We start from the raw sequence: 26,518 nt of genomic DNA on the forward strand, positions 1-26,518 counted from the left end.
TCAAGCGGCCGGAGGCGCCACGTCGCGCAGCACGGCGGCGATTATGTCGTCGGGGGTGCGTCCCTCGGCTTCCGCGGCGAACGACAGCAGCAGGCGGTGGCGCATGACCGGGGCAGCGAGCGCCATCACGTCCTCGCGCGTCGCCGCCAGGCGCCCGTGGAGAAGCGCGCGGGCCTTGCTCGCCAGGATCAGGGATTGGCCGGCGCGCGGGCCGGCGCCCCAGCGCACGTAGCGTGCGACGACCTCGGGCGCGCCCTCTCCGGGCCGGGTCGCCCGGACGATGCGATTGACCCAGCCGAGCAGGTCGCCGCCGACATGGACGTCGCGCACCCAGCGCTGAAGCGCGAGGACGGTCTCACCCGTCATTACCTGCGGCACCTGCCCCCCCGCCGCGCCGGTCGTCTGCATCAGGATGTCGCGCTCCTCGGCTTCGGTCGGATAGCCGACGCGAACGTGGAGCAGGAAGCGGTCGAGCTGCGCCTCGGGCAAGGGATAGGTGCCTGCCTGCTCCAGCGGGTTCTGCGTCGCCAGCACGAAGAATGGGGCGGGCAGGACGTGGGTGACACCGGCGTAGCTGACGGTGCGTTCCTGCATCGCCTCCAGCAACGCGGCCTGGGTCTTGGGGGGCGTGCGGTTGAGTTCGTCGGCGAGCAGCAGGTTGGTGAACACCGGACCTTGGCTGAAGCGGAAGGCACGATGGCCGGTGCCATGATCCTCCTCCAGCACCTCGGTGCCGAGGATGTCGCTGGGCATCAGATCGGGGGTGAACTGGATGCGGCGGAAGTCGAGGTGCAGCGCCTGGCCGAGCGTGCGCGCGAGCAGGGTCTTGCCCAGCCCGGGAACGCCCTCGATCAGGCAATGGCCGCCCGCGAGCAGCGCGATCAGCAATTGTTCGACCACGTCGTTCTGCCCGACGATCGCCTGGCCGATCGCCGCGCGCAAGGTGCCCAGCTTGGCGAGCTGGTCCTGGACCTCCTGCTCGGTCATCGCTTTGTATTCCTCAAACGCTCAGCGCATACATCACGATGTTGACGGCAAACCGGGTGTTGTCCTCGGCCAGGAAGCGCTTGTTGCGCCAGTCGTAATCCCATTCGCACCCGTAATCCTTATTGCTGTAGAGTACGCCCAGCCGCCCGCCGATCTCGATACCGCGCAGATAGTCGTGGACCAGATCGTCGCCCCAGCCGTTGAGTTCGAGGCCGGTATTGGGCGGCCCGGGGAATTTGAAGAAGCTGCGGTAGAGCGGATGGGCGTTGGGCAGTTTTCGGAGCGCGCGCGGGCCGAAGATCGCCGCCATCTGACGCTCGAAGGATTTGGCGAACAGCCCGTCTATGTCGTGGTTGCAGTCGTCGACCAGCACGAACCCGCCGTTGCGGACGTAGCGTTCGAAGTTGCCGCGTTCCGCGGCGGAGAATTCCACCAGCTTGTGCCCCGCGAGGTAGCAGAAGGGCGCGGTCAGCATCTTCGGGTCGGCGAGCGCGACCACGCGTTCCTTGGGATCGACCCGCAGGTTGGTGTAGTCGATCAGCGCGGTGATGACGCTGGCGGGCATCCGCTGATCGACGTCCCAGTCGCCCGATTGATAGCTGAGGCGGGTGAACCAGAAGTCGTAGGCTGGGGCGGCCGCGAGGGCGCGGGGGAGCGATGCGGCGCCTAGACCGGCGACGGTCAGCCGTAGGAACTCCTGCCTGGTCACCCTCACCCTTTCCACTGCCTTACGGCAGCGGGCCCCTTCCCTCTCCCGGCGGGAGAGGGAGGGAGCGGCGAAGCCGCGGAAGGGTGAGGGTGATGCGAGGGATCACACCGCGTCCGACAGCGAGGTGAAGGTGAAGTCGCGCAGTTTCATCGGCGGGATCACCATGATGAGGTTCGATTCGTCGCCCTGCACGCGGATGGGGCGGCCGAATTCCTCGACGTTGTTGAGCATGATGACCGGCGATTCGTTGAAGCGGAAGTTCTTCACCGGATATTTGATCTGACCGCCCTCGATATAGAAGGTGCCGTCGCGGGTCAGGCCGGTCAGCAGAACGGTCTGCGGATCGACCATGCGGATGTACCAGGTGCGGGTGACCAGGATGCCGCGCTCGGTGGTGCGGACCAGGTCGGCGGTCGATTTCGTGCCGCCTTCCATGATGAGGTTGCCCGGCTGGCCCACCGCGCGCTTGCCCTGCTTTTGCGCCCAATAGCGCGAATATTGCAGGTTCGCGACCTTGCCCTTGTCGATGATCGGCATCCGCTCACGCGCCAGGAAGTCGTTGTCCCAGGGCAGCACGGGTGCGCCGGCAAAGGAGGGGTCGGTGAACATCGTCACGCGCGGGTCGTAGACCTGCTCGCCAATCTTGTTGCCGCCGCCCTTCTTGGACAGGAAGCTGCGGCCCTCGTCGGCTTGCCGGGCGTCGAAGAAGTTCATCATGAACGAGATGAGCCCCGCCGCGGCGGCGGGTTCGAGGATCACGGTGTATTTGCCCGGCTCCAGCGCCTTGGCATCGGCAGACGCGCTTGCCTTGCGCATCGCGGTGCGGATTTCGGTGCCCGCATCGAAGCTGGTCGCGTCCTGAAGATTGCGTCCCACCCAGCCCGATCCGCGGCCGTCGTCGGTGCGCACGGTGCAGGTGTAATCCAGGCTGGTCGCGCGCTGGTAGCCGCGGTTGCCCTTGGAATTGGCAAAGGCGCTGAAGCTCTGCCCGTCCTGGAGGAAACCCGCCGCGACCAGCTTGCTTGCGCGGCAGGGCTGGATCGAATCGGCGGCCACCTTGGCGCGATAGTCGGGGGTGATCGCCGCGGTCGCCGCGCTGAACGTCGACGTCGGCTTGTACTCCTGCTTCGCGACAGCGGGGACGAATTCGGGGTTCTCGGGCGCTAGGCGTGCCAGGTCTTCGGCGCGTGCGACCACGCGCGCCAGGCTTGCGTCGTCGAACTGGTTGATCGTCGCGATGCCGACCCGCTTGCCGAACGCCACCTCGACCGCGAGATCGACGTTCGAGACGATGCCGCTGGTCGATACGTTGTTCAGCGCGAAGCGCACGTTGCCGTCGATCGAACCGGTCAGCTGCGCGGTACATTGGTCGGCCTTGGAAAGCTTCACGACCTTGTCGAGGATCGTATAGGCTTCAGCCTCGGTGAGGATGCTCATGGGTTCAGTCTCCTCAGCCGAGCGTGCGGGCGGTGTTGATGACGTTGATGCCGTCGAAGCGGGCGGTCGACGAGCCGTGGCTGACCGCGGACGACTGGGCAGGCTGGCCCTTGCCGTCGAAGAACGATCCGCCGAGGCGGTAGTCGCTTTCGTCGCAGACCGCCGAACAGGCGTTCCAGAATTCGGGCGTCCTGATCTGATAGGCGACGTCTTCGATCTGCTGGGTGATCTTGCCGTTCTTGATCTCGTAGAACAGCTGACCACCGAATTGCGCGTTGTAGCGCTGCTGGTCGATCGAGAACGATCCGTCACCGACGATGTAGATGCCGTTCTCAACGCCTGCGATCATGTTGGCCACCGACAGCTTCTTCTTGCCGGGCAGCAGCGAGATATTGGCCATCCGCTGGAACTGCACGTTCGACCAGCTGTCGGCATAGCAGCAGCCGTCCGACGCAGTCTTGCCCAGAATGTGCGCCTGGTCACGGATCGCCTGGAAATCGACCAGCTTGCCGTCGCGGATGATGTCCCAGCGCTTGGTCTTCACGCCCTCGTCGTCATAGCCGACCGCACCCAGGCTGCCCGGCTGCAACTTGTCGGCCACGATCGTCACCTCGGGGCTGCCATATTGAAACCGCGCCTGACGCTTGTCGAGGGTGGCGAAGCTGGTGCCAGCGTAATTGGCTTCATAACCGAGCACGCGGTCGAGTTCGGTCGGATGGCCGACCGATTCGTGGATCGTCAGCCAGGTGTGCGAGGGATCGAGGACGAGGTCGTATTTGCCGGGCTTGACCGAGGGCGCGGTGAGCTTGGCACGCGCCTGCTTGGCCGCGGCAATTGCGTCTTCCTTCATGTCGTAGGACAGGCCGTAGTTGACCACGCCGTTCGGGGAGACGAACTTGCCCGATGCCGCTCCGTCGAGATATTCGAAGCCCATCCCCATCGGCGAAGACAGCCCCTCACGCGTGCGGAATTTGCCACTGGCCTTGTCGATCGCGGTGATCGTCATCGGCGCCCAGATACGGTGCACGTCCTGGTCGATATACGATCCATCGGTGGAGGCGAAATACTTCTGTTCGTTGACGAGGAACAGGATCGAGTTGACGAAATCGGCGCCCGCGGCGGTCGCGGCGGCATTGACCGACAGCAGCAGGTCGGCCTTGTCCTTGATCGGCACCGCCATCGAATTCTTGACGATCGGCGTCTTCCACGAAACTTCGCCGACGCCCTTCACGGGGGCGAGCTGGACCGGCGCGGTCTGCGTCCTGGCGTTGGCCTTGGCGATCGCGGTCGCCTGACGCGCGGCGGCGGCAACGGCATCGGGCGACAGATCGTTGGTTGCCGCAAAACCCCAGGCGCCGCTCGCGATCACGCGGATGCCGACACCGGTCGATTCGGTGTTCACGACATTCTCCACGTTCTTCTCACGCGTGATGACGAACTGGCGCAGATAGCGGCCGACACGGACGTCGCAATAGCTGGCACCCGCGGACGTCGCGGCGTTCAAGGCGGCGTCGGCCAGGCGCTTCTTGAGCGAGACGTCGATCGTCGATTGCAGATCCTGCGCGGCGATCGCGCGGCCCAGGAATGCGGGCACCATGCCACCGCCCAGCGCGAGGCCCGTTGCGGTAAGGAAGTCGCGTCTATGCAATGCCTTGTCTCCACACGATGGCTGAACGCTCGAAAATCTTGCCGATTATTCGCCCCAGGTGTCTTACATCGCTCAAACGCTTCGCGACGTCAATTCGCGCTGTCGAGCCAATGATGAATAGCTCCATCAGCCCAGCGACCGGGCGGTGTTGATGACGTTTATCCCGTTGAACCGGGTCGTCGCCGATCCATGGCTGACCGCAGAGACCTGAGAGGGCTGGCCCTTGCCATCGAAGAACGATCCGAACAGCCGGTAATCGCTTTCGTCGCAGATCGCGCTGCACGCGTTCCAGAATTCGGGGGTGCGGATCTGATAGGCGACGTCGGCGAGCGGCTGGGTGATCTTGCCGTTCTTGATCTCGTAGAACAGCTGCCCCCCGAATTGCGCGTTGTAGCGCTGCTGGTCGATCGAGAATGATCCGCGGCCCAGGATGTAGATGCCGTTGTCGACGCCGGCGATCATATCGGCCGCGCTCATCTTCTTCTTGCCCGGCAGCAGCGATACGTTGGCCATCCGCTGGAACTGCACGCTGGACCAGCTGTCGGCATAGCTGCATCCGTCCGATGCGGTCTTGCGGAGGATGTGTGCCTGGTCGCGCGTGGCCTGGTAATCGACGAGCTTGCCGTCGCGGATGATGTCCCAGCGCTTGGTGGCAACGCCTTCGTCGTCGTAGCGTACTGCCCCCAGGCTGCCGGGCTGCGTCTTGTCGGCGACGATGGTGACCAGCGGGCTGCCATATTGGAAACCGGATTCGCGCTTGTCGAGGGTGGCGAAGCTGGTGCCCGCGTAATTGGCTTCATAGCCCAGCACACGATCGAGTTCGGTCGGGTGACCTACCGATTCGTGGATCGTGAGACCCAGATTATTAGGATCGAGCACGAGGTCGTATTTGCCCGGCTTCACTGACGGAGCGCTCAGCTTTTCGCGCGCCTGCCGGGCGGCGGCGACCGCGTCCTCCTTGATGTCGTAGGACATGCCGTAGCTGACCACCCCATTCGGGGCGACGACCTTATCCTTCGCACGGCCGTCGAGATATTCGAACCCCATACCCATCGGCGCGGACAAGCCGTCGCGGGTGCGGAACTTGCCCGTCTGCTTGTCAATCGCGGTGACGGTGAAGGGGGCCCAGATGCGGTGAACGTCCTGGTCGATGTACGATCCGTCGGTGGAGGCGAAATACTTCTGTTCGTTGACCAGGAACAGGCGCGAGGCGACGAAACTGGCACCCGCGGCCTGCGCGGCGGCATTGATGCCCAGCAGCAGGTCCGCCTTGTCCTTGATCGGCACGGCCATCGAATTCTTGACGATCGGCGTCTTCCAAGACACCTCGCCGACGCCTTTGACCGAGGCGAGCTGGACCGGTGCGGTCTGCGCCCTGGCATTGGCCCTGGCAATCGCGGTCGCCTGACGCGCGGCGGCGGCGACGGCGTCCGGCGACAGATCGTTGGTCGCTGCAAAACCCCAAGCACCGCCCGCGATGACCCGGATGCCGACGCCGGTCGATTCTGTGTTCACGACGTTTTCGACATTGGCTTCGCGGGTGATGACAAACTGACGCAGATAACGCCCGACACGGACGTCGCAATAGCTGGCCCCGCCCTGTGTAGCCGCATTGAGCGCGGCATCGGCGAGGCGCTTCTTGAAGCCCATGTCGAGGACCGAGATCAGATCCTGCGCGGCGATCGCGCGGCCCAGGAACGCGGGCACCATGCCGCTGCCCAAGGCGACGCCGGAGGCGGTGAGAAAGTCACGTCTGTGCACGGTCACACTCCAGGGGATGCCGGGCTGCTGCCCCTTGAAGTCTCATCCTAATGCCGACGGTCGGGGCGTCAATTGGTGAATGAGGCTGTCGTACTTTCGCGCGCGCGCCCGACCAGCGGTTGCCGCGTCGCCGAAGCGGCGATAGCGTCGACGGCGAACCGGAGACCATCATGATCGACGACGCCTTCCTGACCGCGCTGCCCAAGGCCGAACTCCACCTGCATATCGAGGGTAGTCTGGAACCCGAGATGATGTTTGCGCTCGCGGCACGCAATCGCGTGGCCATTCCGTTTGCCAGCGTCGACGCGGTACGCGCCGCGTACAGCTTCACCGACCTCCAGAGTTTTCTCGACATCTATTATGCGGGTGCCGAGGTGCTGCGAACCGAGGAGGATTTCCACGATTTGGCGCTCGCCTATTTCGATCGGGCGGCAGCGGACGGCGTCGTCCATGCGGAAATCTTCTTCGATCCGCAGACCCACACGCATCGGGGCATAGCGTTCGACGTCGTCGCGCGCGGCCTGCTTGCCGGGATCGACGCGGCGCGCGCCAAGCACGGGATGACGGTGGGCCTCATCATGAGCTATCTGCGCCACTTGGACGAGGAGGATGCGTTCGCTACCCTTGCCCAGGCCGAGCCGTGGCTGGATCGTCTGGTCGGTGTCGGACTCGATTCCTCCGAGGTCGGCCATCCGCCGTCGAAGTTCGCGCGGGTCTTCGCCGCATCACGCGAGCGCGGGCTGAAACTGTGCGCGCATGCCGGAGAAGAGGGGCCGCCCGCCTATGTCCGCGAAGCACTGGATGTGCTCCACGTCGACCGGATAGACCACGGCAATCGCTCGCTCGAAGATCCGGCGCTCGTGGCGCGGCTGGCGCGCGACGCGATGACGCTGACCGTGTGCCCGCTATCCAACGTCGCGCTGCGCAACGTCGCCTCGCTTGACGTCCATCCGATCGACCGCATGCTCGATCTGGGCCTGCGCGCCACGATCCATTCGGACGACCCGGCGTATTTCGGCGGCTATATCGGCGATAACTTCCGACAACTCGCGGCCGCGCGCGCGTTGTCGCGCGAACAGATGGTGACGCTGGCGCGTAACAGCTTCCTTGGCAGCTTCATCGACGACACCGCGCTGCCCGCACAGCTGGAGCGACTCGATGCCTTCGTGAAGGCGCATTGATGAGCGTGTGCTGACCCGCGTCGTGCTCTGCGAGCCCAAGAAAACCCGAGCGTCTGATGTCCTGACGGCCCGTGCTTTGTTTTCGGTAGCCGAGGCCGGCGTGGTACTATCGCCGTCGATGCTGGCCGGCCAGACGACCTGATCGTATGCGTCATGATCGCCGCACCCTCGGCCATGACCGCACAAGCACGTACCCTTCAAGCGGCGCCGCGCGCCAACCGTAGCGTCAAGGCTAGGCGTGTTTGCTGCCCAACTACATTGTGACTTCCAAGGAAGCAGCCCGGTCCCCATACAAATCCGCGAGGCTGAAGCGGCGTTCATCATGCTGTGCGTGTCGTATTCGTACAAATAAGACATTGACGTCCGTTGTCACGTCGCTAGTGACCAGACGGCAGGAGTATTAGATGAACGAAGATCAAAACGACACCAGCGCCGTGGAGCTGGCAACCGAACTGACGATTGCATGGTTGGGCAATCCCAACACACGTACCACTGCCGAAGATGTTCCGGCATTCCTCGGAAAGATGCACGAGACCGTCTCGATGCTCTTCGGGCGAACCGCTGCGCCGGCTCCGGCCGAGTCCGTGGCGGAATATACGCCCGCTGTATCGGCGCGGAAGTCGCTCGCGTCGAAGGACCACATCATCTCGATGATCGACGGCAAGCCCTATAAGACTTTGCGTCGTCATCTGGCGACGCACGGCATGACGCCCGCCGAATATCGCGAGCGTTATGGCCTGAAGGCCGATTATCCGATGGTTGCCGAGAATTATTCGGAAAGCCGCCGTGCGATGGCCAAGAAGATCGGACTCGGCCGCAAGCCCGGTGCGCGCAAGCCCGTCGAGGACGCGGCTCCCGCACCTGCGCCGCGTAAGCGCAAGGCGGCGGCGAACGTGGAGGCGTAGTCTTCCCGATTTCACCATGCCGATAGAGGCCGCGGACGTTGACGTCCGCGGCCTTTTTTCATGCCTGTGACGAGGCGTTCACGCCTGACCAGCGAGAAATGGGAATGCCGTGCTGCCTGCGCCGTGGGTCAATCCAGGCTCTTGGACGCTTGTTCGAACGTGTCCTTCGACAAGCCCGGCGTCTCCACGATCCTTTGCAGTTCTGCGCGCATCAGCGCGGCGCGTGGTTCGGCGAAGCGGCGCCAGCGGCCCAACGGCGGCAGCAATTTGGCCGCCGTCTGCGGGTTCAGCGCATCAAGCGCGATCAGCTGGTCCGCCAGGAACCGGTAGCCGCCGCCGCCGGGGGTGTGGAAGGCGCGCTGGTTGACTCCGAAGGCGCCGATGAGCGCGCGGGCGCGATTTGGGTTGGACAGGGTAAAATCGCGGTGATGCGCCAGATCGGCGACGATCGTGGCCGTGTCGTCCCGGCTCGCAAGCGCCTGGGTCTGAAACCATTTGTCGAGCACAAGCGCATTGCTCAAATAGCGATTGTAGAAGATGTCGAGCGCGGCGACGCGCCTGTCCGACGTGCCGCTCGCTAGCGTGGTCAGCGCACCCTGGCGGTCGGTCATGTTGTCGGCCGCTTCGAACTGCGCGAAGGCGAGCGCGTCGGCGTCGGCCGCGCCGCTGGCGGCGATGTAGCCCAAGGCGACGTTGCGCAGGCGGCGGCAGCCTTTGGCGTCGGGGGTAAATTCGTAAGGGCCGGTCGGTGCCTGTTCGAGCGCGGTTCGCCATTGATCGGCGAGCGCGCGGCCGAGATCGCGGCGCAACGATTCACGTGCGCGGAAGATGGCCTCGGGATCGACAAGCGGCATCTGGTCGCCAATGAAATTCTCTGACGGAAGCAGCACGGCCTCGGCGACGAAGGCGCGATCGAGCATCGGATCGGCGAGGGTGTTGCGGACTGCGGCGACGACCGCGTCATGGTCCGCGCGCCCGTGGGCGGCGCTCGCGACGAGCGTATCGAGCATGAGTTGCTGCATCGCTTCATAGCGCGCGAACGGATCGTCGTCGTGCGCGCTGAGGAAGGCGAGATCGGCGGCGGTACGATCGCTTTCGATCGCCACAGGCGCGGAGAAACCGCGATTGACCGACAGTATCGGACGTTCCGGAAGGCCTTCGAAGGTAAGCGCGGCGTCCGCACGGTCGAGCAGGATAAGTTGTTCGTCGGTCAGCGGCCGGCCGGTTTCGGCACCGAACAGGCGCAACTTCAGGGGCAGGACCATCGGCTGCTTGACCGGCTGACCCGGGGTCGGTGGCACCGTCTGCGCTAGGGTCAGCGTGGCGCGACCCCCTTTGTGGTCGAGCGACGCGGCGACCCGCGGGGTGCCGGCCTGACTGTACCACAAGCGGAATTGGGTCAGGTCGATGTCGCCTGCCTCCTCCATGCACGCGACGAAATCTTCGCAGGTGGCGGCGGTGTTGTCGAACCGCTGAAAATACAGGTCGGTCGCGGCGCGGAATGTCTGCGGCCCGAGGATCGTCGCCAACATCCGGACGATCTCGGCGCCTTTGTTATAGATAGTGGCGGTATAAAAGTTGCTGATTTCGAGATAGCTGTCGGGGCGAACCGGGTGCGCGAGCGGGCCGGAATCCTCCGGGAACTGCGCGGCGCGAAGGCCGCGGACATCCTCGATCCGCTTGACCGCGGCCGAACCCTGATCCGCCGAGAAACCCTGGTCGCGGTAGACGGTGAACCCTTCCTTCAGGCTCAGCTGGAACCAGTCGCGGCAGGTGATGCGGTTGCCCGACCAGTTGTGAAAGTATTCGTGCGCGACGACTGCGGCGATGGAATCGTAATCGTAGTCGGTGGCGGTGTCGGGATCGGCCAGGATGTAACGGCTGTTGAAGATGTTCAGCCCCTTGTTCTCCATCGCGCCGAAATTAAAATCGTCGACGGCAACGATGTTGAACACGTCGAGATCATATTCACGCCCGTAGGTGCGCTCGTCCCACGCCATCGCCAGTTTCAACGCGTGGAGGGCGTGTTCGGTACGCGCTAGGTCGGCTTCTCGCACCCAGATGCCGAGTTCCACGTCGCGCCCCGACATGGTCGTGAAGGTGCCGCGATTGACGGCCAGATCGCCAGCGACGAGCGCGAAGAGATAGGATGGCTTGGGAAAGGGATCGTTCCACTCCGCCCAGTGGCGGCCGTCGTCGAGCTTGCCCTGCGCGATGGGATCGCCGTTGGCGAGCAAGACGGGAAAACGCGTGGCATCTGCGGTCATCCGCACGCGGTAGGTGCTGAGCACGTCGGGGCGGTCCGGGAACCAGGTGATGCGCCGGAAGCCCTCTGCCTCGCACTGGGTGCACAGATTTCCCCCGCTGGCATAGAGGCCCATCAACTGGGTATTGCGATCGGGGGCGATCTTCACTTCCGTCACGATCGTGTGCGCGGGGCCGGTGAGCGGTATGACGAGCTGGTCGCCCTCGATCCGCCAGTCGTTCACCGCGACGCCGTCGACCAGCACCGACAGCGGCGTCTGCCCGGCACCGTCGAGGCGAAGATCATGCGACGTGCCGTTGCGGACGACGGAAAGGGTGGCGCGGACACGGGTGGCGGCAGGGTCCAGGTGAAATTCCAGCGACACATCGGGCACGAGCCAGGCCGGCGGCGTGTAGTCGGCGCGACGGATCGGCTGCGGGGCGAGCGCGGGGCGGCTGGGGCTGGTCTGCATGTCCATGAGGATGGATATAGAGGGTGGCGGTGAAGCTGCCAGCCCGTTCGATCCTGCACGGGGGGAGGATTGCATGGTCGTTGCGCTCTGCTACCGACGAAGGCTTGTTCCGGCGAAGGTTTTTCCGATGGTTCGCAGGTTTGCAGCAGTTTCGATGATGGTGTTCGCGGGGTTGCCCCTACAGGCGCAGACGCCGCCTGCGGCTCCGGCCAAACCGCTGTCGGTCGCAGCGATCAATGCTAGGCTCTACGCCCCGCTTCCCGACGATCAGGCGGCGCTGAAGGCGCATGTCCTCTTTCTCGCGTCCGACGCTATGCGGGGGCGCGAGGCGGGAAGCCCAGAATATGACATCGCTGCGCAATATGTCGCTGCGCAATTCCATGCCGCGGGGCTGAAGCCTGCGGGCGACGAGGGCGGTTACCTGCAGCAGGTGCCGCTGGTCACGTACACGGCGGCAGGGGAGGGCGAGTTCGTCTGGACGCGGCGCAAGGGTTCGGGCGAACGGCTGGTGTTCGGGCAGGATTATGTGCCCGCCGGCAACCCGACCAGAGCAGCGCAGTCGATCGCGGCGCCGGTGGTATTCGTCGGATATGGTATTCGGGCGCCGCAATACGGCCAGGACGATTACCGCGGGGTCGATGTGCGCGGCAAGATCGTCGCGTATCTGGGCGGCGCGCCGACGCGGTTCGGGGGCGAGGAGCGGGCTTTCTTCGGATCGCCGCGTACCAAGTTGCAGACGGCGGCGGCGCGCGGGGCGGTGGCGGTGATCCAGATCGCCAGCCCGAAGGCAACGCCGGCCGACGTGACGCGCAGTGCCACCGCGTATCGAGCCGCGCGCGTCACGTGGGCGAACGCCGACGGCACCGGCCATGCCGAGGCGTCGATCGCGTTGCTGGGCACCTTGTTTCCGGCAGGGGCGGCTAAGCTGTTCGGTGGCGCGCGCATGCCCTGGGCCGCGGTGGTCGCCGAGGCCGCCAAGCCTCAACCCGCCTACACGGCTACGCGGCTGGTTGGCACATTGTCGGCGGCGACGAAGACCGCATTCGCGGCGGCGCGAAGTTCCAACGTAGCGGGGATAATACCGGGCAGCGACCCCAAGGTCGGGCGCGAGGTCATCGTGCTTTCGGCGCATCTGGACCACATCGGCGTATCCTCCGGAAGCGAAGGCGACCGGATCAACAACGGCGCGCTCGACGATGCGGTCGGCATCGCCAGCCTTATCGAGGAAGCAAAGCGGTTCAAGGCGAGCGGGGTGGCGCCCAAGCGCTCGATCTTGTTCCTGGCGGTGACTGCGGAGGAGAAGGGGCTGATCGGGAGCCAGTATTTCGCCGAACATCCGACTGTTCCGCTGGAGCATATCGTTGCGGATGTGAACCTGGACATGCCGATCCTGCTCTACCGGTTCGAGGATATGGTGGCGTTCGGCGCGGAGCGATCGACTTTGGGGCCGATCGTGCGCCGCGCCGCCGCCGCGGTGGGCGTGGCCTTGTCGCCCGATCCTATCCCCGAGCAGGGCATCTTCGTGCGATCGGATCATTTCCGCTTCGTCGAGAAGGGCGTGCCGTCGGTCTTCCTCTGGCCTGGGCCGGCGAACGCGGGCAAGGCGGCGAGCGAGGCGTTCCTGGCGGGGTGCTATCACAAGCCGTGTGACGACGTGAATCAGCCGATCCTGTGGGACCAGGGCGTGCGCTTCGTCGACATCAACTACCGCATCGCGCGCGAGATCGCCGACGGGGAGGAGCGACCGGTGTGGAACCGCGGCGATTATTTCGGCACGCTCTACAAAGGGCGGATGGCGGTGAAGTGAGGCTGCTGGTTTTCGGGCTGGGCTATACCGCGCAGGCGATTGCGGCGCGTTTGTCGGGGTGGACGGTGACCGGAACGACGCGCGACGGGCGCGGCGGGACGTTGCGCTTCGACGACTCGCAGGGAATCGCGCGGGAGATCGCCACCGCCACGCACATCCTGTCTTCGGTGCCGCCGGCAGACGGAGTCGATCCGGTGCTCGCGGCCTATGGAGCGGCGCTGGTGCGTGCGCGGACGTGGATCGGGTATCTGTCGTCCACCGGCGTGTACGGCGATGCGCAGGGTGCCTGGGTCGACGAGACCGCGCCGGCGGGGGGCGGGCGGCGGGCCGCGCGGGTGCGCGCCGATGCGGACTGGCTCGCGCTCGGGGCGCGGGTGTTCCGGCTGCCGGGTATCTACGGACCGGGGCGTTCGGCGCTGGAGCGGGTGCGCGAGGGCAAGGCGCATCTGACCGGGCTGGGGGATCAGGTGTTCAGCCGGGTTCATGTCGAGGACATCGTGGCCGGGGTGATCGCCGGGTTCGACGGGCCGCCGGGGGCCTATAACCTCGCCGACGACGGGCCGTGTTCGCAGGACGACGTCGTGAGCTTCGCGGCGCGGTTGCTTGGCCTGCCGCCGCCGCCGCTCGTGGCGCTGGAGACGCTGTCGCCGATGGCGCGTGGCTTTTATGCGGAAAACCGGCGGGTCGCCAATGCGAAGGCCAAAAGACTGCTCGGCTGGCGTCCGCTCTACCCCGATTACCGCGCGGGCCTGCGAGCCCTCAGCGCGATGACCAGCCCGATCCCGGCGAGCACCGCCCCGGCGAGCGCGAGTGGCGACCAGCGGTAACTCTCGAACACGGTCGACAGCAGCATCGCGATGACCGGCACGATCACGCCGGAATAGGCCGCCTTCGCCGGGCCAATCGCGCGGATAACCTGGAAATAGAGCGTGAACGCCACCGCCGACGCGAACAGCCCGAGGTAGAGGATGCCCAGGATATAGCCGGCGCGCCATTCGAACGTCGGCGACCCCGCGGTGGCGAAGGCAAAGGCGGCGTCGATAGCGGCGCCGATCAGCATCGCGACCGCAAGCACCGAGGCCATCGGATAGCGCTTGGCGGTTTCGCTCGCCTGCATGACGTTGGCGGTGGAGGCCGAGACGATGGCACACAAGGTCAGCCCGATCCCGATCAGGGAGGCGGCAGGGCCGTTGGGGTCGCTGCGCGTCTCGTGCACGAACAGCAAGGCCACGCCCGCCATCGCAACCGCCGATCCCGCGATCAACTGCCGTCCCATGCGCTGTCCGAGGAAGATGCGCGCGAACAGGGCATTGGGGATCAGCAGCATGCCGAACACGACCGCGACCAGCCCCGAGGTGATGTAGCCTTCCGCCCGATAAACGAAGTTGAAATTGAGGACAAATTGCGCGGTGCCCAGGATGGCCGCAAACCCCCAGCCGCGCGCGCCGAGTGCCAGCCGCTCGCCCTTTGCCAGCGCATAGACGGCCATGGCGACGCCGCCGATCAGGAAGCGGTACGAGATCGACCAGGAGGCCGGCACGACCGCGATCTGATCGCGGATGACGATCCAGGTCGATCCCCAAAGCAGGGTGACGATCGCGAATGGAATGAGGATCGCCGCGCGTGTCGATTGTACGGGGGTTGCGCTCACAGGGCTGCGATCGCCGCGGCCAGCGCCGCGACGTGCGCCGGGTCTGTGTCCCAGGCGGTGACCAAGCGGACTTCGCCTTCCGCCCAATCATAGAAGTCGAAGCCTGCGTCGCGCAGCCGAGCCGCCTCCTCCGGAGTGGCGCGCAGGAAGACTTCATTGGCCTCGACGGGGTGGATCAGGCGCGCGCCTGCGCTTGCCGCCAGCGTGGCCGCGGCGGCGTTGGCGGCGCGTGCGGTATCGAGCCACAGGTCGCCATCGAGCATCGCCAGCACCTGCGCCGCGAGATAACGGCCCTTGCTGAGCAGCAGCCCGGCCCGCTTGCGGCGCTGCAAGGTGGCGCCGAACAGGTCGGTGCGGAAGAACACCAGCGCCTCGGCGCTCATCGCACCGTTCTTGACGAAGCCGAAGCTGAGCGCGTCGACGCCAGCGCGCCAGGTGACATCGGCGGGTGAACAGCCGAGCGTCGACACCGCATTGGCGAAGCGGGCGCCGTCCATGTGGAGGCTCAGGCCCTTCGCCTTCGCCAAGGCGCCGATGGCGGCGACCTCGTGCGGCGCATAGACGCGGCCGTACTCGGTGGCGTTGGTGATCGAGATCGCATGCGGCTGGACCCGGTGAACGTCGTTGGCGATGGCGTCGATCACGGCGGCGAGCGTCTCCGGCGCTACCTTGGCGCCGTCTCCTTCGGCCAGCAGCAGCTTGGCGCCGTGGGTGTAGAATTCCGGCGCCCCGCATTCGTCGTTCTGGATGTGCGCGTCGCGGTGGCAGACCACCCCGCCGTGTGGCGGGCACATCGCGGCGAGCGCAAGGGCATTTGCGGCGGTGCCGCTGGGCACCCAGATCACGCGTACGTCGGTCTCGAACACCGCGGAAAGCCGCGCGTCCAGGCTACGGCTGAGCGCGTCGCCGTCATAGGCGGTGTCGAGCGTGTTGGCGGCAGCCATCGCCGCCATCACCTGCGGATGGACGGGGGCGGCGTTGTCGGAGAAGAAGCGCATCGGTGACGCATGCTGCGGGTGCGAGCGTGCGTCAACATTGGGGTGAGCCTCAAGGCGGGGAGAGGCATGCGCCGGTCTGGCGGTTCCGGGTTCTTGCATGGCTGAACGAAGCCAAACCCCGGCCCTGCTCCGGGTCGACTATCCAGTGGCCGCCACGAACGAAAAAGGGATCCGGTCGCCCGGATCCCTTGTCGTCGGTCATCGCTTACGCAAAGCCGATCAGTCGCGATCGCCCGTCAGGAAGGCGGGTGCGAATTCCGGCGCGGGGCCGTCTTCGTTGCCCGAACGCTCGGCGCGGGGGGCGCCGCCTTCGGGGCGGGGACCACGGTCGCCGCGGTCGCGGCGCGGGCCGCGGTCGCCGCCTTCACCGCGGGGGCCGCGATCTCCGCCGCCGCCGCCGCTGCGCGGACCACGGTCGCCACCGCCACCGCCGTCGCGGCGTGGGCCGCGCGGGCCGCGGTCGCCGCCCTCACGGGGTTCGCGGGCCGGACGGGTATCCTCCAGCTCGGCGCCGGTTTCCTGATCGACGACGCGCATCGACAGGCGAACCTTGCCCCGCGGGTCGATCTCGAGAACCTTGACCTTGACCGCCTGGCCCTCGGTCAGCGCATCCGAGACCTTCTCGACCCGCTCGTTGCGGATTTCGGAGACGTGGACGAGACCGTCCTTGCCACCCATGAAGTTCACGAACGCGCCGAAATCGACCATGTTGACGACCTTGCCGTCATAGACCTTGCCGACTTCGGCTTCCTCGACCAGGCCCTTGATCCACTTGATCGCGGCTTCGATCTGCGCGGGGTCGGAGGACGAGACCTTGATGACTCCCTCGTCGTCGATGTCGACCTTGGCGCCGGTGGTCGCGACGATCTCGCGGATCACCTTGCCGCCGGTGCCGATGACTTCGCGGATCTTCGACTTGTCGATCGTGAAGCTCTCGATCCGCGGTGCGTGTGCCGACAGCTCCTCACGCGTGTGGTCGAGCGCGCGCGCCATCTCGTTCAGAATATGCGCACGGCCTTCGTTGGCCTGGGCGAGCGCGACCTTCATGATCTCCTCGGTGATGCCGGCGATCTTGATGTCCATCTGCAGCGAGGTGATGCCCTCGCTGGTGCCGGCCACCTTGAAGTCCATGTCGCCGAGGTGATCCTCGTCCCCGAGGATGTCGCTGAGCACCGCGAAGTCCCTGCCCTCCAGGATCAGGCCCATCGCGATGCCCGAGACGGGGCGCTTGAGCGGCACGCCGGCGTCCATCATGCTGAGCGAACCGCCGCACACCGTCGCCATCGACGACGAGCCGTTGCTCTCGGTGATGTCGGACAGGACACGGATCGTGTAGGGGAAATCCTCCTTCGACGGCAGTACCGGGTGCAGCGCGCGCCAGGCGAGCTTGCCGTGGCCGACTTCGCGGCGCCCCGGCGCGCCGAAGCGGCCGACTTCACCGACCGAATACGGCGGGAAATTGTAATGGAGCATGAAGTTTTCGTAGGACAGGCCGTTCAGGCCGTCGATCATCTGCTCCGCGTCGCGGGTGCCGAGCGTCGTGGTGCAGATCGCCTGCGTCTCGCCGCGGGTGAACAGCGCCGAACCGTGCGCGCGCGGCAGGAAGTGGACCATCGCCTCGATCGGGCGAATCTGCTTGGTGTTGCGGCCGTCGATGCGGATGCCGTCCTTCAGGATCGCGCCGCGGACGATATCGGCTTCGAGCTTCTTCACGAGCTTGAGGCTCGCGAGATATTCGGCCGGGTTCTCGGTCTTGGTCGCTTCCATCTCGGCGCGCGCCTTGGCGCGGGCGTCGTTGATCGCGTTCTGGCGCTGCTGCTTGTCGCGCAGCTTATAGGCGGCGGTCAGGTCGTCGCCGATGATCGCCTTCAGCCTGGCCTTCACCGCGGCGGTGTCGATCCCGGCCTTCAGCTCCCAGGGCTCCTTGGCGGCCTGTTCGGCGAGGTCGATGATCGCGTCGATCACCTGCTGCGACGCCTTGTGCGCGAACATCACCGCGCCGAGCATGACGTCTTCCGACAGCTCCTTGGCTTCGGATTCGACCATCATCACCGCATTCTGCGTGGCGGCGACGACGAGGTCGAGATCGCCGGTCTTCACCTGGTCCAGCGTCGGGTTGAGGATGTAATCGCCATCGACATATCCGACGCGCGCGGCGCCGATCGGCCCCATGAAGGGCACGCCCGAGATGGTCAGCGCGGCGGATGCGGCCACCATCGCGAGGATATCGGGCTCGTTCTCGCCGTCATAGCTGAGCACCTGGCAGATCACGTTGATCTCGTTCAGGAAGCCTTCGGGGAACAGCGGGCGGATCGGGCGGTCGATGAGACGGCTGGTCAGCGTCTCCTTTTCGGTGGCGCCGCGCTCGCGCTTGAAGAAGCCGCCGGGGATGCGGCCGCTGGCGGAGAACTTTTCCTGATAATGGACGGTGAGCGGGAAGAAATCCTGGCCCTCCTTGATCGAGCGCGCGGCGGTGACCGCGCACAGTACGACGGTTTCGCCCAGGGTTGCGAGGACTGCGCCATCGGCCTGGCGCGCGACGCGGCCGGTTTCGAGGGTCAGCGTCTTGTCGCCCCACTTCGTCGTAACGGTTTTCGTATCGAACATCTTATTTCCTTCACTCCGCGACGCCAAATGCGTGCGGGGCCTCTAGTGCAGGCTAAGCCGGCCTGCGTCGGTGTGAGGCGCGTTGTCGCCCCATGCCGCGTCGCCGGATTGCGGCGCGGCGAATACGAGAAGGGCGCCCGAAGGCGCCCTTGTTACTTGCGAAGGCCGAGCTTCGCGATCAGGTCCAGATACCGCTGGCCTTCGGTCTTGCGCAGATAGTCGAGCAGCGTGCGCCGCTTGTTGACCATCATCAGCAGCCCGCGGCGCGAATGGTTGTCCTTCTTGTGACCCTTGAAATGCTCGGTCAGGTTGCGGATGCGCTCGGTGAGGATCGCGACCTGGACTTCGGGCGAACCGGTGTCGCCCTCGGCGCGGGCATGTTCCTTTACGAGTTCGGTCTTGCGCTCTGCGGTGATCGTCATGTGTATTCCTTCGACATCGTCTAAAGATTGAACCCGCGGACGACGCGGACCTCGCGGTCCAGAACCTCGACGAGCGCGACGGGAACGCAGTCCAGCATCGCGAAGTGTTGGCCATCGTCTGCGACGATCCCGGCCAATAGGCGCCCCTGTCGGAGCGCTCCTGCCTGGTCGGGGGTGAGGGGTAGAGCCGGGATGTCGTCCAGCCCCGCCCTCAATGGCAGGAGTAAGTATTCAAGATCGCGCGCCTTAGCGGCTTCATCGAGTTTGTCCAGCGATATCGCCTGTGTGAGGTCGAACGGACCCGCCTTCGTCCGGCGCAACATGGTGACGTAGCCGACCGTGCCGAGCGCCAGCGCGATGTCGCGCGCCAGGCTGCGGATATAGGTGCCCTTGGAGACATGGGCGGTTAGGGTGATGCCGTGCAATTCCTCCCCGGGACGGGGAGGGGGACCATCGCGAAGCGATGGTGGAGGGGGTTCGCCGCCGGGTGATCCGCTCGTGGCGGCCCCCCCTCCACCATTCGCCTTCGGCGAACGGTCCCCCTCCCCACGATGTGGGGACGAATGGAGGGCGTGGATCACCACGTCGCGGCTGGCGAGCACCACGTCCTCGCCGGCACGCGCGCGGTCGTAGGCGCGCTCGCCGTCGATCTTGAGCGCGGAATAAGCGGGCGGCACCTGGGCGATCGCGCCGGTGAAGCGGGGCAGGATTGCCGCGACCTGCGCCGCGGTCGGGCGCAGGTCACTGGTCGCGATCACCGCCCCTTCCGCGTCCAGCGTGTCGGTCTGTTCGCCGAACGCAATCGTGAAATCGTAGATCTTGTCGCTGTCGAGCAAGCGCCCGGCCAGCTTGGTCGCCTCGCCGATCGCGATCGGCAGCACGCCGGTGGCCAACGGATCGAGCGTGCCGCCGTGGCCGACCTTTGCCTTGGCATAGCCGCCCTGGCGCAGAGCGCGCTTGACCGCGGACACGCCTTGCGTCGAGCCGAGCCCGAGCGGCTTGTCGAGGATGATCCAGCCGTGCATCAGCCGCGTGCCTCGGCGCAATGCTTGCGGCCGAGCGCTTCGTTGAAGTGCCTGCGGCATAAGGCGACATAGCGGTCGTTGCCGCCGATCTCGGTCTGGCGGCCGTGCGCGACCGCATGGCCTTGCGCGTCGATGCGCAGGTTCATCGTCGCCTTGCGTCCGCAGTCGCACACCGACTTGATCTCGACCAGCGCGTCCGCCAGCGCCAGCAAGCGTGCCGCCCCCTCGAACAGGTCGCCGACGAAATCGGTGCGCAGGCCATAGGCGAGGACTGGGATGCCGACGATGTCCGCCAGGTATGCGAGCTGGTCGACCTGGGGTACGCTCAAGAACTGCGCCTCGTCAACGAGGATGCAGGCGAGGGGAGCGTGCGCGTGCTCTGCCTCGGCCAGCGCGGCGAGGTCGGTATCGGCGTCGAACGGCGTCGCCGGCGCCTCGACCCCGAGCCGCGAGGCGATCACGCCATGCCCGGCCCGCTCGTCCACCGCGGCGGTGAACAGCATCGTGCGCATGCCCCGCTCGCGATAGTTGAAGTCGGCCTGGAGGAGGGTGGTCGACTTTCCGGCATTCATGCTGGCATAGTAGAAATAGAGCTTGGCCATCAGGTGCTCCAAGAGCCGTAAGGGACGACAATGTCCAGCGATCCTCCGATAAACCTTTACCCGATCATGGTGGTGGAAGACCGATATCAGGGCGTCTATAGCGGCGGATGCTGGTGGGCGGTGGCGTGTGCTGACGAGCTGCTCGAAAACAAGATGCGCGGGCAATGGCTCATGGAGAACGGTCCGGGTTCTGACGACGTGACGTGTGGCGTGTTCTGGAGCAGGCCGCCGCCCTGGATCGCTGCCGGGCAAAGCCCGGACGATGCGGTAGCTTCGCTGGTGGCGAAGGCTCATGGAACGGACGAGTCGAAACCGCCGGCGTGGGCGGACGACCCCGCTCTTCTAAATTACTTTCTTGAACTTGCGGATTAGTCGTCGCCACCAGCCTTCATTGGGCGGGGTTGATGAAAGAGGTAAGCCTCCCGGGCGGGCTTCCGGATGATTGCTGAAGACAAGATTGACGAAGTCACGGGTTAACAGCAAGCCGGTGTCGGGCGCCGCATAGCTCGCCGAGAAGCTGTCCTGATCTACTCCGTCGATTAGAACGGCGATGCGGCTGCTGCCCGTCCCCAGACTTTGATGACACCTTCCGAAGTCTCGATTTCCGGTAGCGGATCAGTGTCGCCATCTGACACGCAACGAAGTAGCAAAACAGCTCGTGGTGGCAGCACAAATTCCTGCGCCCACGGTTCGAGCCATATGACCAGCTCATTGCCGACTGCATTGCAGAGCTGAAATTCTTCCACTCTCGATCCGCGGGACACGATCAACCGTCTTCCAGGTCTCGCGCAACCTCGGGCTTCCTCAACAGCGCGTCGATATGGCTGCCTTCGTCGAAGCTCTCGTCGGCCAGGAATTTCAGCTTGGCGGCATATTTCATCTGCACCCGCGCCGCCACCTCGCGCTGGAGATAGGCGGTGTTGGTGCGCAGCGCCTTCAGCACGGCCGCCTCGTCGCGGCCGAGGAGCGGCTTCACGAACACCGTCGCATGGCGCAGGTCGGGGGACATGCGGACCTCGGTGACCGAGACCATGTGTTTCGCTAGCGTATCGTCATGGACGTCGCCGCGCGCCAGGATCTCCGACAGGATGTGGCGCATCTGTTCGCCGACGCGCAACGTGCGGACGGACTTTTCGGGCTTGTCGGTGTTCATTATCGTCTCCCTCTCCCCGCTTGCGGGGGAAGGGCAAGCGAGCGAAGCGAAGCGCGGGAGAGGGGCAGTCTCGAGAGCGACAGCCCGCGTGACGGCCCCTCTCCCCGACCCTCTCCCCCGAGGGGAGAGGGAGTGATTAAAGCGTGCGTTCGCGCATCTCGACTTCGAACGTCTCCAGGAAGTCGCCCGCCTTGATGTCGACGAAGTTCGACGTGAACGTCACGCCGCACTCCAGGCCTGCGCGGACCTCCGGCACGTCGTCCTTGAAACGGCGCAGCGAGGCGATCTCGCCCTGGTAGATGATGACGTCGGCACGCGTGATGCGCGCCTTGAGCGCCTTGCGGATGGTGCCTTCGGTGACGAGCAGACCAGCGGCCTTGCCGTGCTTGCCCGCCGAGAAGACCTCGCGGATTTCGGCGCGGCCGACGACCGTTTCGAACGCCTCTGGGCCAAGCTCGCCCGCCATGCCGGCGCGGATATCGTCCGTCAGCGTGTAGATGACGTCGTAATATTTGAGCGCCACCTTCTGCCGTTCGGCGATCTCGCGTGCCTTGGCGTTGGCGCGGACGTTGAAGCCGATGATCGGCGCGCCGCTGGCGGCTGCCAGCGTCACGTCGCTCTCGGTGATGCCGCCGACGCCCGAATGCAGGATGCGCGCGCGAATCGCCTCGGTGCTGATCTTGTTGATCGCACCGACGATCGCCTCGACCGTCCCTTGCGTATCCGCCTTCACGACCAGCGGATATTCGATCGCCTGCTTTTCCTTCATCGCCGAGAACATCGATTCCAGGCTGGCCGGGGCCGACGTGGTACGCTTGTTGGTGATGACGCTGGCGCGATATTCGGCGACCTCGCGGGCGCGTGCCTCGTTTTCGACGACCTGGAGCGGATCGCCTGCCGACGGCACGCCCGACAGGCCGAGGATCTCGACCGGCATCGCCGGCCCGGCTTCCTTGACCTGGCGGCCCTTGTCGTCGACCAGCGCGCGGACCTTGCCGCTCTCGGCGCCGACGACGAAGATGTCGCCGACCTTGAGCGTGCCGCGGTTGACCAGCACCGTCGCGACCGGACCGCGGCCCTTGTCGAGCTTGGCCTCGATCACCGTGCCCTCGGCCGGACGATCGGGGTTGGCGGCGAGTTCGAGCAACTCGGCCTGGAGCAGGATCTTCTCGATCAGTTCGTCGAGACCGGTCTTCTTGAGCGCGGATACCTCGACGTCCTGGACGTCGCCGCCCATTTCCTCGACCACGACTTCCTCGCTCAGCAGGCGCTCGCGCACCTTTTGCGGATTGGCGCCGTCCTTGTCGATCTTGTTGATCGCGACGATCATCGGCACGCCCGCCGCCTTGGTGTGGGCGATCGCCTCCACCGTCTGCGGCATCAGGCCGTCGTCGGCGGCGACCACCAGCACGACGATATCGGTGACGTCGGCACCGCGCGCGCGCATCTGGCTGAACGCCTCATGGCCCGGCGTGTCGAGGAAGGTGATCTTCGACTTGTCCTTCAGCGTCACCTGATACGCACCGATGTGCTGGGTGATGCCGCCGGCTTCGCCGCGCACCACGTCGGTGCCACGCAGCGCGTCGAGCAGGCTCGTCTTGCCGTGATCGACGTGACCCATGATCGTGACGACCGGGGGGCGGGGACGCAGCGATTCGACCGCATCGCTTTCGGTGTCGACCGCGAGGTCGATGTCGCTGTCGCTGACACGGACGATGTTGTGACCGAATTCGGTGACCAGCAGTTCCGCGGTATCCTGGTCGATCAGCTGATTCATCGTGACGGGCGAACCCATCTTGAACAGCGTCTTGACCAGGTCGGCGCCCTTTTCGGCCATGCGGTTGGCGAGTTCCTGGACGGTGATCGCCTCGGGAACCTGGACGTCGCGAATCTGCTTGGCCTGCGCCTCGCGGGCGCCGCCATAAGTACGCTTTTCCTTTTCACGGGCACGCTTGAGCGCCGCGAGGCTGCGCGAACGCGCACCGTCGTCGCCGAGCGCGCGGTTGACCGTGAGCTTGCCCGACTGGCGGCGATCGTCGCCCTTGCGGTCGCGCTGCTGCGGACGGCTCGGCGGCGCGTTGCGCGGCGTGGCCTGGCCGCTGGGCAGCGGACGTGGGCCACCTGCGCCGGCCTGCGCCGCGGGGGCCGCAGCGGCGGGTGCGGGAGCCTCCTTGGGCGGCGGCGGGGGCGGAGGAACCGGACGTGCAACCGGCGAGAACCGGCGAGGTGCCGGCATCGACGGGTCGCGGGCGAGTCCGACCACCGGGGGCGGTGCGGCTGGCGTCGGCGCGGCAGCGGGCGCAGGCTCGGCGATCACAGCCACCGGCTCGGGAGCCGGTGCGGCGGGGGCCGAAGGTTCCGCCGCGGGCGCCGGTGCAGGCGCCTGGATGACCGGACGTTCGACCGGCTTGAACGGACGCGCGGTGCCCGTCACTGTGGGCGCCGGCGCGGCGGCCTCGACCGGCGCAGGAGCGGACTCCGGCACAGCGACAGGCGCGGGCTGCGGTGCTTCGATTGGCGCAGCGGCAGCTTGGGCACGTTCCTCCGTGCGGCGACGCTCGTCTTCGACCGCGCGCTGACGATCGCTTTCCTCGCGACGGCGGGCGTCCTCCATCGCGGACATGCGGCCTTCGGCCGCTTCGCGAAGCAGTCTCGCCTGACGTTCCTGCGGCGTTTCCCCGGCGGGTGCGCGTACCGGCGGCGCCGTCGCTGCCACGGGAGCAGGCGCGGGCGCAGGTGGCGGCGCAGCTTGCGGCGCCTCGGCGACGGGCATGGGATCGCCCGGACGGCGCAGGACGCGCGCCTTCTTCGTCTCCACGATCACCGTGTTCGAGCGGCCGTGGCTGAAGCTCTGCTTCACCTTGCCGGTCTCGACCGTGCGCTTCACGCCCAATGGCGCGCGCATGCCCAGCTTCGGCTTGTCGTTGTCGGTCTCGCTCACTCAAATTCCTCGTGCGTACGTACGGCCGGTCGGTCTGTCCCGGATGAACCGGGGGCCGATGCTCCCTGCGAGGCCGTTTCGCAAGGTGGCGACAGGGATTCTTCGGAACTCGGTTGTTCCGGAGAGGCCCTGAAGGGTGTAAATCCGATGAAATGCAGCCAGCGGTCGAGCGCATCGCTCACCCGCTTCGCCGCAGCGCGGTCGGTCAAGCCGATGTGTACCACATTCTCACGCCCCAGCGCCAACGCCAATATGGTGCGCGGCACCGGCAACGCCAAGCCCCTGAGGTCCGAACCTTCGCGGTCGGAGCCGACTCGCCACGCCTGCGCGAGCTTGCCCGCGCCGTCGGCGGCGGCATCGGCGGCGTGATAGAGCGCGTGAAGCTGGCCGCCGCGCGCGGCCGAGGCGATCTTGTCGGAGCCGGTGAGCAGGGTGCCCGACCGCGCCTCCAGCCCGAGCCGGTCGAGCGCGTTGCGTTCGAGCGCGTCGGCGATCCGCTGCGGCAGATCGGGGAGAATCGTGAAGTCGGCGGTCTTGAACGCGCGGGCGAGCACGCCCTTGAGCCTGCCCTTGGCGAGCGCGGTTTCCAGCTCGGCGCGCGACACGCCGATCCACGCGCCGCGGCCGGGGGCCTTGGCGCGCACGTCGGGCAGGATCTGGCCATCGGGGGCGAGAGCCAGACGGACGAGGTTGTCGCGGACGTCGCGGTCGCGGGTGAGGATGCAGGAGCGGATGGGGTCGGTCATAAGCGACCTCCGCCAGCGCGTATTACCCTGTCCTCACCCGTCGACGCTTCGCGTCTCTCCCTCTCCCGACGGGAGAGGGAAGGGGCCCGCTCGCCGCAGGCGAGTGGGAAGGGTGAGGACAGTTCTAGCTGGTGCGAATCATCGGGAAGGGGCCGCATTAGCGTCTCCCTTCGGCGAGTCGCGGTCGGCGATCAGCTGGCCGCCGGCGCCGTAATTCTCGAGCGACACTTCCTCGATCACGATCTGGACCGCGGCCGGGTTCTTGCCCCGCCGCGTGACGAGCGAGCGCGTGACGTCGTCGACGATCGCCGCCTTCTGCGCACGCGTGGCGCTGCCCGCCATCCGGATCGACACGAACGGCATCAGGCCTGCTCGTCCTCCGATGCTTCTGCGGCTTCCGGCTCGGCGGCCGGCTCCTCGTCCGCGAACCAATGCGCGCGGGCGGCCATGATGATCTCGTTGCCCTGTTCGTCGGTCAGGCCGTATTCGCTGAGGATGCCGCCCTTGTGCTCGGGGCGCTTGGGGGCGTCCTCGTTGCGGCGGCGCTGCTCCTGGCGCTTCTTCTCGACCAGTTCGTCGGTCGCCAGATCGGCGAGATCGTCCAGCGTCTTGATCCCCGCCTTGCCCAGGGTGACCAGCATCGCCTCGGTGATATAGGGCAGTTCGCCCAGCGCATCCTCGACGCCCATCGCGGTCCGCTCCTCGCGGTTCGCGGCCTCGCGGCGGTCGAGCGCTTCGAGCGCGCGGCTCTGGAGTTCCTGGCCCAGGTCTTCGTCGAAGCCCTCGATGCTCGCGATCTCGTCGAGTTCGACATAGGCGACCTCCTCGAGCACGCCGAAACCCTCGGCGACGAGCAACTGCGCCAGCGTCTCGTCGACGTCCAGTTCGGTCTGGAACATCTCGGTGCGTTCGGTGAATTCCTTCTGGCGCTTCTCGGATGCGTCCTGCTCGGTCAGGATGTCGATCGCCTTGCCGGTCAACTGGCTGGCGAGGCGGACGTTCTGGCCGCGGCGGCCGATCGCCAGTGAAAGCTGGTCGTCGGGAACGACGACTTCGATCCGATCCTCTTCCTCGTCGATCACGACGCGGCTGACGCTGGCGGGCTGGAGCGCGTTGACGACGAAGGTCGCGGTGTCGGGGGACCAGGGGATGATGTCGATCTTCTCGCCCTGCATTTCCTGCACCACCGCCTGGACGCGGCTGCCCTTCATGCCGACGCAG

General features: G+C 66.2%; 22 protein-coding genes. 5 read left to right on the forward strand and 17 right to left on the reverse strand.

What is annotated here, in order from left to right:
• From VF643_RS03425 to VF643_RS03445, 5 genes are all read right to left on the reverse strand, one after another.
• On the reverse strand, positions 1 to 987 hold the full coding sequence (locus VF643_RS03425; RefSeq protein ID WP_331041968.1) for a MoxR family ATPase: 987 nt from the start codon (positions 985 to 987) through the stop codon (positions 1 to 3).
• Between the two features lie 13 nt (positions 988 to 1,000).
• Complete coding sequence (locus VF643_RS03430) at positions 1,001 to 1,696, reverse strand: DUF4159 domain-containing protein (RefSeq protein WP_331041969.1); 696 nt, start codon at positions 1,694 to 1,696, stop codon at positions 1,001 to 1,003.
• A 102-nt stretch (positions 1,697 to 1,798) separates the two neighbouring features.
• The gene (locus VF643_RS03435) at positions 1,799 to 3,133 is read right to left on the reverse strand and encodes a TldD/PmbA family protein (RefSeq protein ID WP_331041970.1); all 1,335 of its coding nucleotides are present in this window, start codon (positions 3,131 to 3,133) and stop codon (positions 1,799 to 1,801) included.
• A gap of 13 nt (positions 3,134 to 3,146) precedes the next feature.
• Positions 3,147 to 4,781 carry a TldD/PmbA family protein gene (locus VF643_RS03440; RefSeq protein ID WP_331041971.1) on the reverse strand — a complete coding sequence of 545 codons (1,635 nt, stop codon included), beginning with the start codon at positions 4,779 to 4,781 and terminating at the stop codon, positions 3,147 to 3,149.
• Positions 4,782 to 4,907: 126 nt separating this feature from the next.
• Entirely contained in the window at positions 4,908 to 6,542 is a 1,635-nt protein-coding gene (locus tag VF643_RS03445; RefSeq protein WP_331041972.1) for a TldD/PmbA family protein, read from the reverse strand.
• Positions 6,543 to 6,712: 170 nt separating this feature from the next.
• On the opposite strand from VF643_RS03445, the gene VF643_RS03450 reads away from it, so the two are divergent.
• On the forward strand, positions 6,713 to 7,723 hold the full coding sequence (locus VF643_RS03450; RefSeq protein ID WP_331041973.1) for an adenosine deaminase: 1,011 nt from the start codon (positions 6,713 to 6,715) through the stop codon (positions 7,721 to 7,723).
• A gap of 404 nt (positions 7,724 to 8,127) precedes the next feature.
• Entirely contained in the window at positions 8,128 to 8,628 is a 501-nt protein-coding gene (locus tag VF643_RS03455; RefSeq protein ID WP_331041974.1) for a MucR family transcriptional regulator, read from the forward strand.
• 128 nt (positions 8,629 to 8,756) lie between these two features.
• Here the strand turns inward: VF643_RS03455 and pepN are convergent, their stop codons facing one another.
• Positions 8,757 to 11,351, reverse strand: a complete 2,595-nt coding sequence (gene pepN, locus VF643_RS03460) for an aminopeptidase N (protein ID WP_331041990.1) — start codon at positions 11,349 to 11,351, stop codon at positions 8,757 to 8,759.
• Between the two features lie 121 nt (positions 11,352 to 11,472).
• Here pepN and VF643_RS03465 point away from each other — a divergent pair, with 121 nt between their 5' ends.
• Positions 11,473 to 13,152, forward strand: coding sequence for a M20/M25/M40 family metallo-hydrolase (locus VF643_RS03465; protein ID WP_331041975.1), 1,680 nt, complete (start codon positions 11,473 to 11,475; stop codon positions 13,150 to 13,152).
• Positions 13,149 to 13,979: an NAD(P)-dependent oxidoreductase gene (locus VF643_RS03470; protein WP_331041976.1), complete on the forward strand. Its 831-nt coding sequence runs from the start codon at positions 13,149 to 13,151 to the stop codon at positions 13,977 to 13,979. The genes VF643_RS03465 and VF643_RS03470 overlap by 4 nt, the downstream gene beginning before the upstream one ends.
• On the opposite strand, the gene VF643_RS03475 is transcribed toward VF643_RS03470, so the two are convergent.
• The 6 genes from VF643_RS03475 to VF643_RS03500 all read right to left on the reverse strand — a co-directional run bounded on the left by VF643_RS03475 (position 13,889) and on the right by VF643_RS03500 (position 20,457).
• The gene (locus VF643_RS03475; protein ID WP_331041977.1) at positions 13,889 to 14,803 is read right to left on the reverse strand and encodes a DMT family transporter; all 915 of its coding nucleotides are present in this window, start codon (positions 14,801 to 14,803) and stop codon (positions 13,889 to 13,891) included. The two genes, VF643_RS03470 and VF643_RS03475, sit on opposite strands and share 91 nt — an antisense overlap.
• Positions 14,800 to 15,801 carry a threonine aldolase family protein gene (locus tag VF643_RS03480; RefSeq protein WP_331041978.1) on the reverse strand — a complete coding sequence of 334 codons (1,002 nt, stop codon included), beginning with the start codon at positions 15,799 to 15,801 and terminating at the stop codon, positions 14,800 to 14,802. Before VF643_RS03480 ends, VF643_RS03475 begins: the two co-directional genes overlap by 4 nt.
• Positions 15,802 to 16,020: 219 nt before the next feature.
• On the reverse strand, positions 16,021 to 18,408 hold the full coding sequence (gene pnp / locus VF643_RS03485; protein WP_331041979.1) for a polyribonucleotide nucleotidyltransferase: 2,388 nt from the start codon (positions 18,406 to 18,408) through the stop codon (positions 16,021 to 16,023).
• 152 nt (positions 18,409 to 18,560) lie between these two features.
• Positions 18,561 to 18,830 carry a 30S ribosomal protein S15 gene (gene rpsO / locus VF643_RS03490; RefSeq protein ID WP_331041980.1) on the reverse strand — a complete coding sequence of 90 codons (270 nt, stop codon included), beginning with the start codon at positions 18,828 to 18,830 and terminating at the stop codon, positions 18,561 to 18,563.
• Between the two features lie 20 nt (positions 18,831 to 18,850).
• Positions 18,851 to 19,855, reverse strand: coding sequence for a tRNA pseudouridine(55) synthase TruB (gene truB / locus VF643_RS03495; protein WP_331041981.1), 1,005 nt, complete (start codon positions 19,853 to 19,855; stop codon positions 18,851 to 18,853).
• The gene (locus VF643_RS03500; protein WP_331041982.1) at positions 19,855 to 20,457 is read right to left on the reverse strand and encodes a thymidine kinase; all 603 of its coding nucleotides are present in this window, start codon (positions 20,455 to 20,457) and stop codon (positions 19,855 to 19,857) included. Before VF643_RS03500 ends, truB begins: the two co-directional genes overlap by 1 nt.
• Positions 20,458 to 20,487: 30 nt before the next feature.
• On the opposite strand from VF643_RS03500, the gene VF643_RS03505 reads away from it, so the two are divergent.
• Complete coding sequence (locus tag VF643_RS03505; protein WP_331041983.1) at positions 20,488 to 20,829, forward strand: hypothetical protein; 342 nt, start codon at positions 20,488 to 20,490, stop codon at positions 20,827 to 20,829.
• A gap of 394 nt (positions 20,830 to 21,223) precedes the next feature.
• On the opposite strand, the gene rbfA is transcribed toward VF643_RS03505, so the two are convergent.
• The 5 genes from rbfA to VF643_RS03530 all read right to left on the reverse strand — a co-directional run.
• Entirely contained in the window at positions 21,224 to 21,610 is a 387-nt protein-coding gene (rbfA, locus tag VF643_RS03510; protein ID WP_414713785.1) for a 30S ribosome-binding factor RbfA, read from the reverse strand.
• A gap of 136 nt (positions 21,611 to 21,746) precedes the next feature.
• Positions 21,747 to 24,551: a translation initiation factor IF-2 gene (gene infB / locus VF643_RS03515; protein ID WP_331041984.1), complete on the reverse strand. Its 2,805-nt coding sequence runs from the start codon at positions 24,549 to 24,551 to the stop codon at positions 21,747 to 21,749.
• Positions 24,548 to 25,297 carry a DUF448 domain-containing protein gene (locus VF643_RS03520; RefSeq protein ID WP_331041985.1) on the reverse strand — a complete coding sequence of 250 codons (750 nt, stop codon included), beginning with the start codon at positions 25,295 to 25,297 and terminating at the stop codon, positions 24,548 to 24,550. Before VF643_RS03520 ends, infB begins: the two co-directional genes overlap by 4 nt.
• Before the next feature lie 138 nt (positions 25,298 to 25,435).
• Positions 25,436 to 25,660: a 4-oxalocrotonate tautomerase family protein gene (locus tag VF643_RS03525; RefSeq protein ID WP_331041986.1), complete on the reverse strand. Its 225-nt coding sequence runs from the start codon at positions 25,658 to 25,660 to the stop codon at positions 25,436 to 25,438.
• Positions 25,660 to 26,518, reverse strand: an 859-nt coding sequence (locus VF643_RS03530) for a transcription termination/antitermination protein NusA (RefSeq protein WP_331041987.1), incomplete at its 5' end; no start/stop codon positions are given. The genes VF643_RS03530 and VF643_RS03525, both read right to left, overlap by 1 nt.

This window comes from Sphingomonas sp. (assembly GCF_036387595.1).
GTDB lineage: Bacteria > Pseudomonadota > Alphaproteobacteria > Sphingomonadales > Sphingomonadaceae > Sphingomonas.

Bases quoted from the DNA above. Each gene is read 5' to 3' on its own strand.
- VF643_RS03465 (WP_331041975.1), top strand. From the start codon at position 11,473: ATGGTTCGCAGGTTTGCAGCAGTTTCGATGATGGTGTTCGCGGGGTTG.
- rbfA (WP_414713785.1), bottom strand. From the start codon at position 21,610: ATGAACACCGACAAGCCCGAAAAGTCCGTCCGCACGTTGCGCGTCGGC.
- VF643_RS03455 (WP_331041974.1), top strand. From the start codon at position 8,128: ATGAACGAAGATCAAAACGACACCAGCGCCGTGGAGCTGGCAACCGAA.
- rpsO (WP_331041980.1), bottom strand. From the start codon at position 18,830: ATGACGATCACCGCAGAGCGCAAGACCGAACTCGTAAAGGAACATGCC.
- VF643_RS03425 (WP_331041968.1), bottom strand. From the start codon at position 987: ATGACCGAGCAGGAGGTCCAGGACCAGCTCGCCAAGCTGGGCACCTTG.
- VF643_RS03525 (WP_331041986.1), bottom strand. From the start codon at position 25,660: ATGCCGTTCGTGTCGATCCGGATGGCGGGCAGCGCCACGCGTGCGCAG.
- VF643_RS03450 (WP_331041973.1), top strand. From the start codon at position 6,713: ATGATCGACGACGCCTTCCTGACCGCGCTGCCCAAGGCCGAACTCCAC.
- pepN (WP_331041990.1), bottom strand. From the start codon at position 11,351: ATGGACATGCAGACCAGCCCCAGCCGCCCCGCGCTCGCCCCGCAGCCG.
- pnp (WP_331041979.1), bottom strand. From the start codon at position 18,408: ATGTTCGATACGAAAACCGTTACGACGAAGTGGGGCGACAAGACGCTG.
- VF643_RS03520 (WP_331041985.1), bottom strand. From the start codon at position 25,297: ATGACCGACCCCATCCGCTCCTGCATCCTCACCCGCGACCGCGACGTC.
- VF643_RS03480 (WP_331041978.1), bottom strand. From the start codon at position 15,801: ATGCGCTTCTTCTCCGACAACGCCGCCCCCGTCCATCCGCAGGTGATG.
- truB (WP_331041981.1), bottom strand. From the start codon at position 19,855: ATGCACGGCTGGATCATCCTCGACAAGCCGCTCGGGCTCGGCTCGACG.
- VF643_RS03500 (WP_331041982.1), bottom strand. From the start codon at position 20,457: ATGGCCAAGCTCTATTTCTACTATGCCAGCATGAATGCCGGAAAGTCG.
- VF643_RS03505 (WP_331041983.1), top strand. From the start codon at position 20,488: ATGTCCAGCGATCCTCCGATAAACCTTTACCCGATCATGGTGGTGGAA.
- VF643_RS03435 (WP_331041970.1), bottom strand. From the start codon at position 3,133: ATGAGCATCCTCACCGAGGCTGAAGCCTATACGATCCTCGACAAGGTC.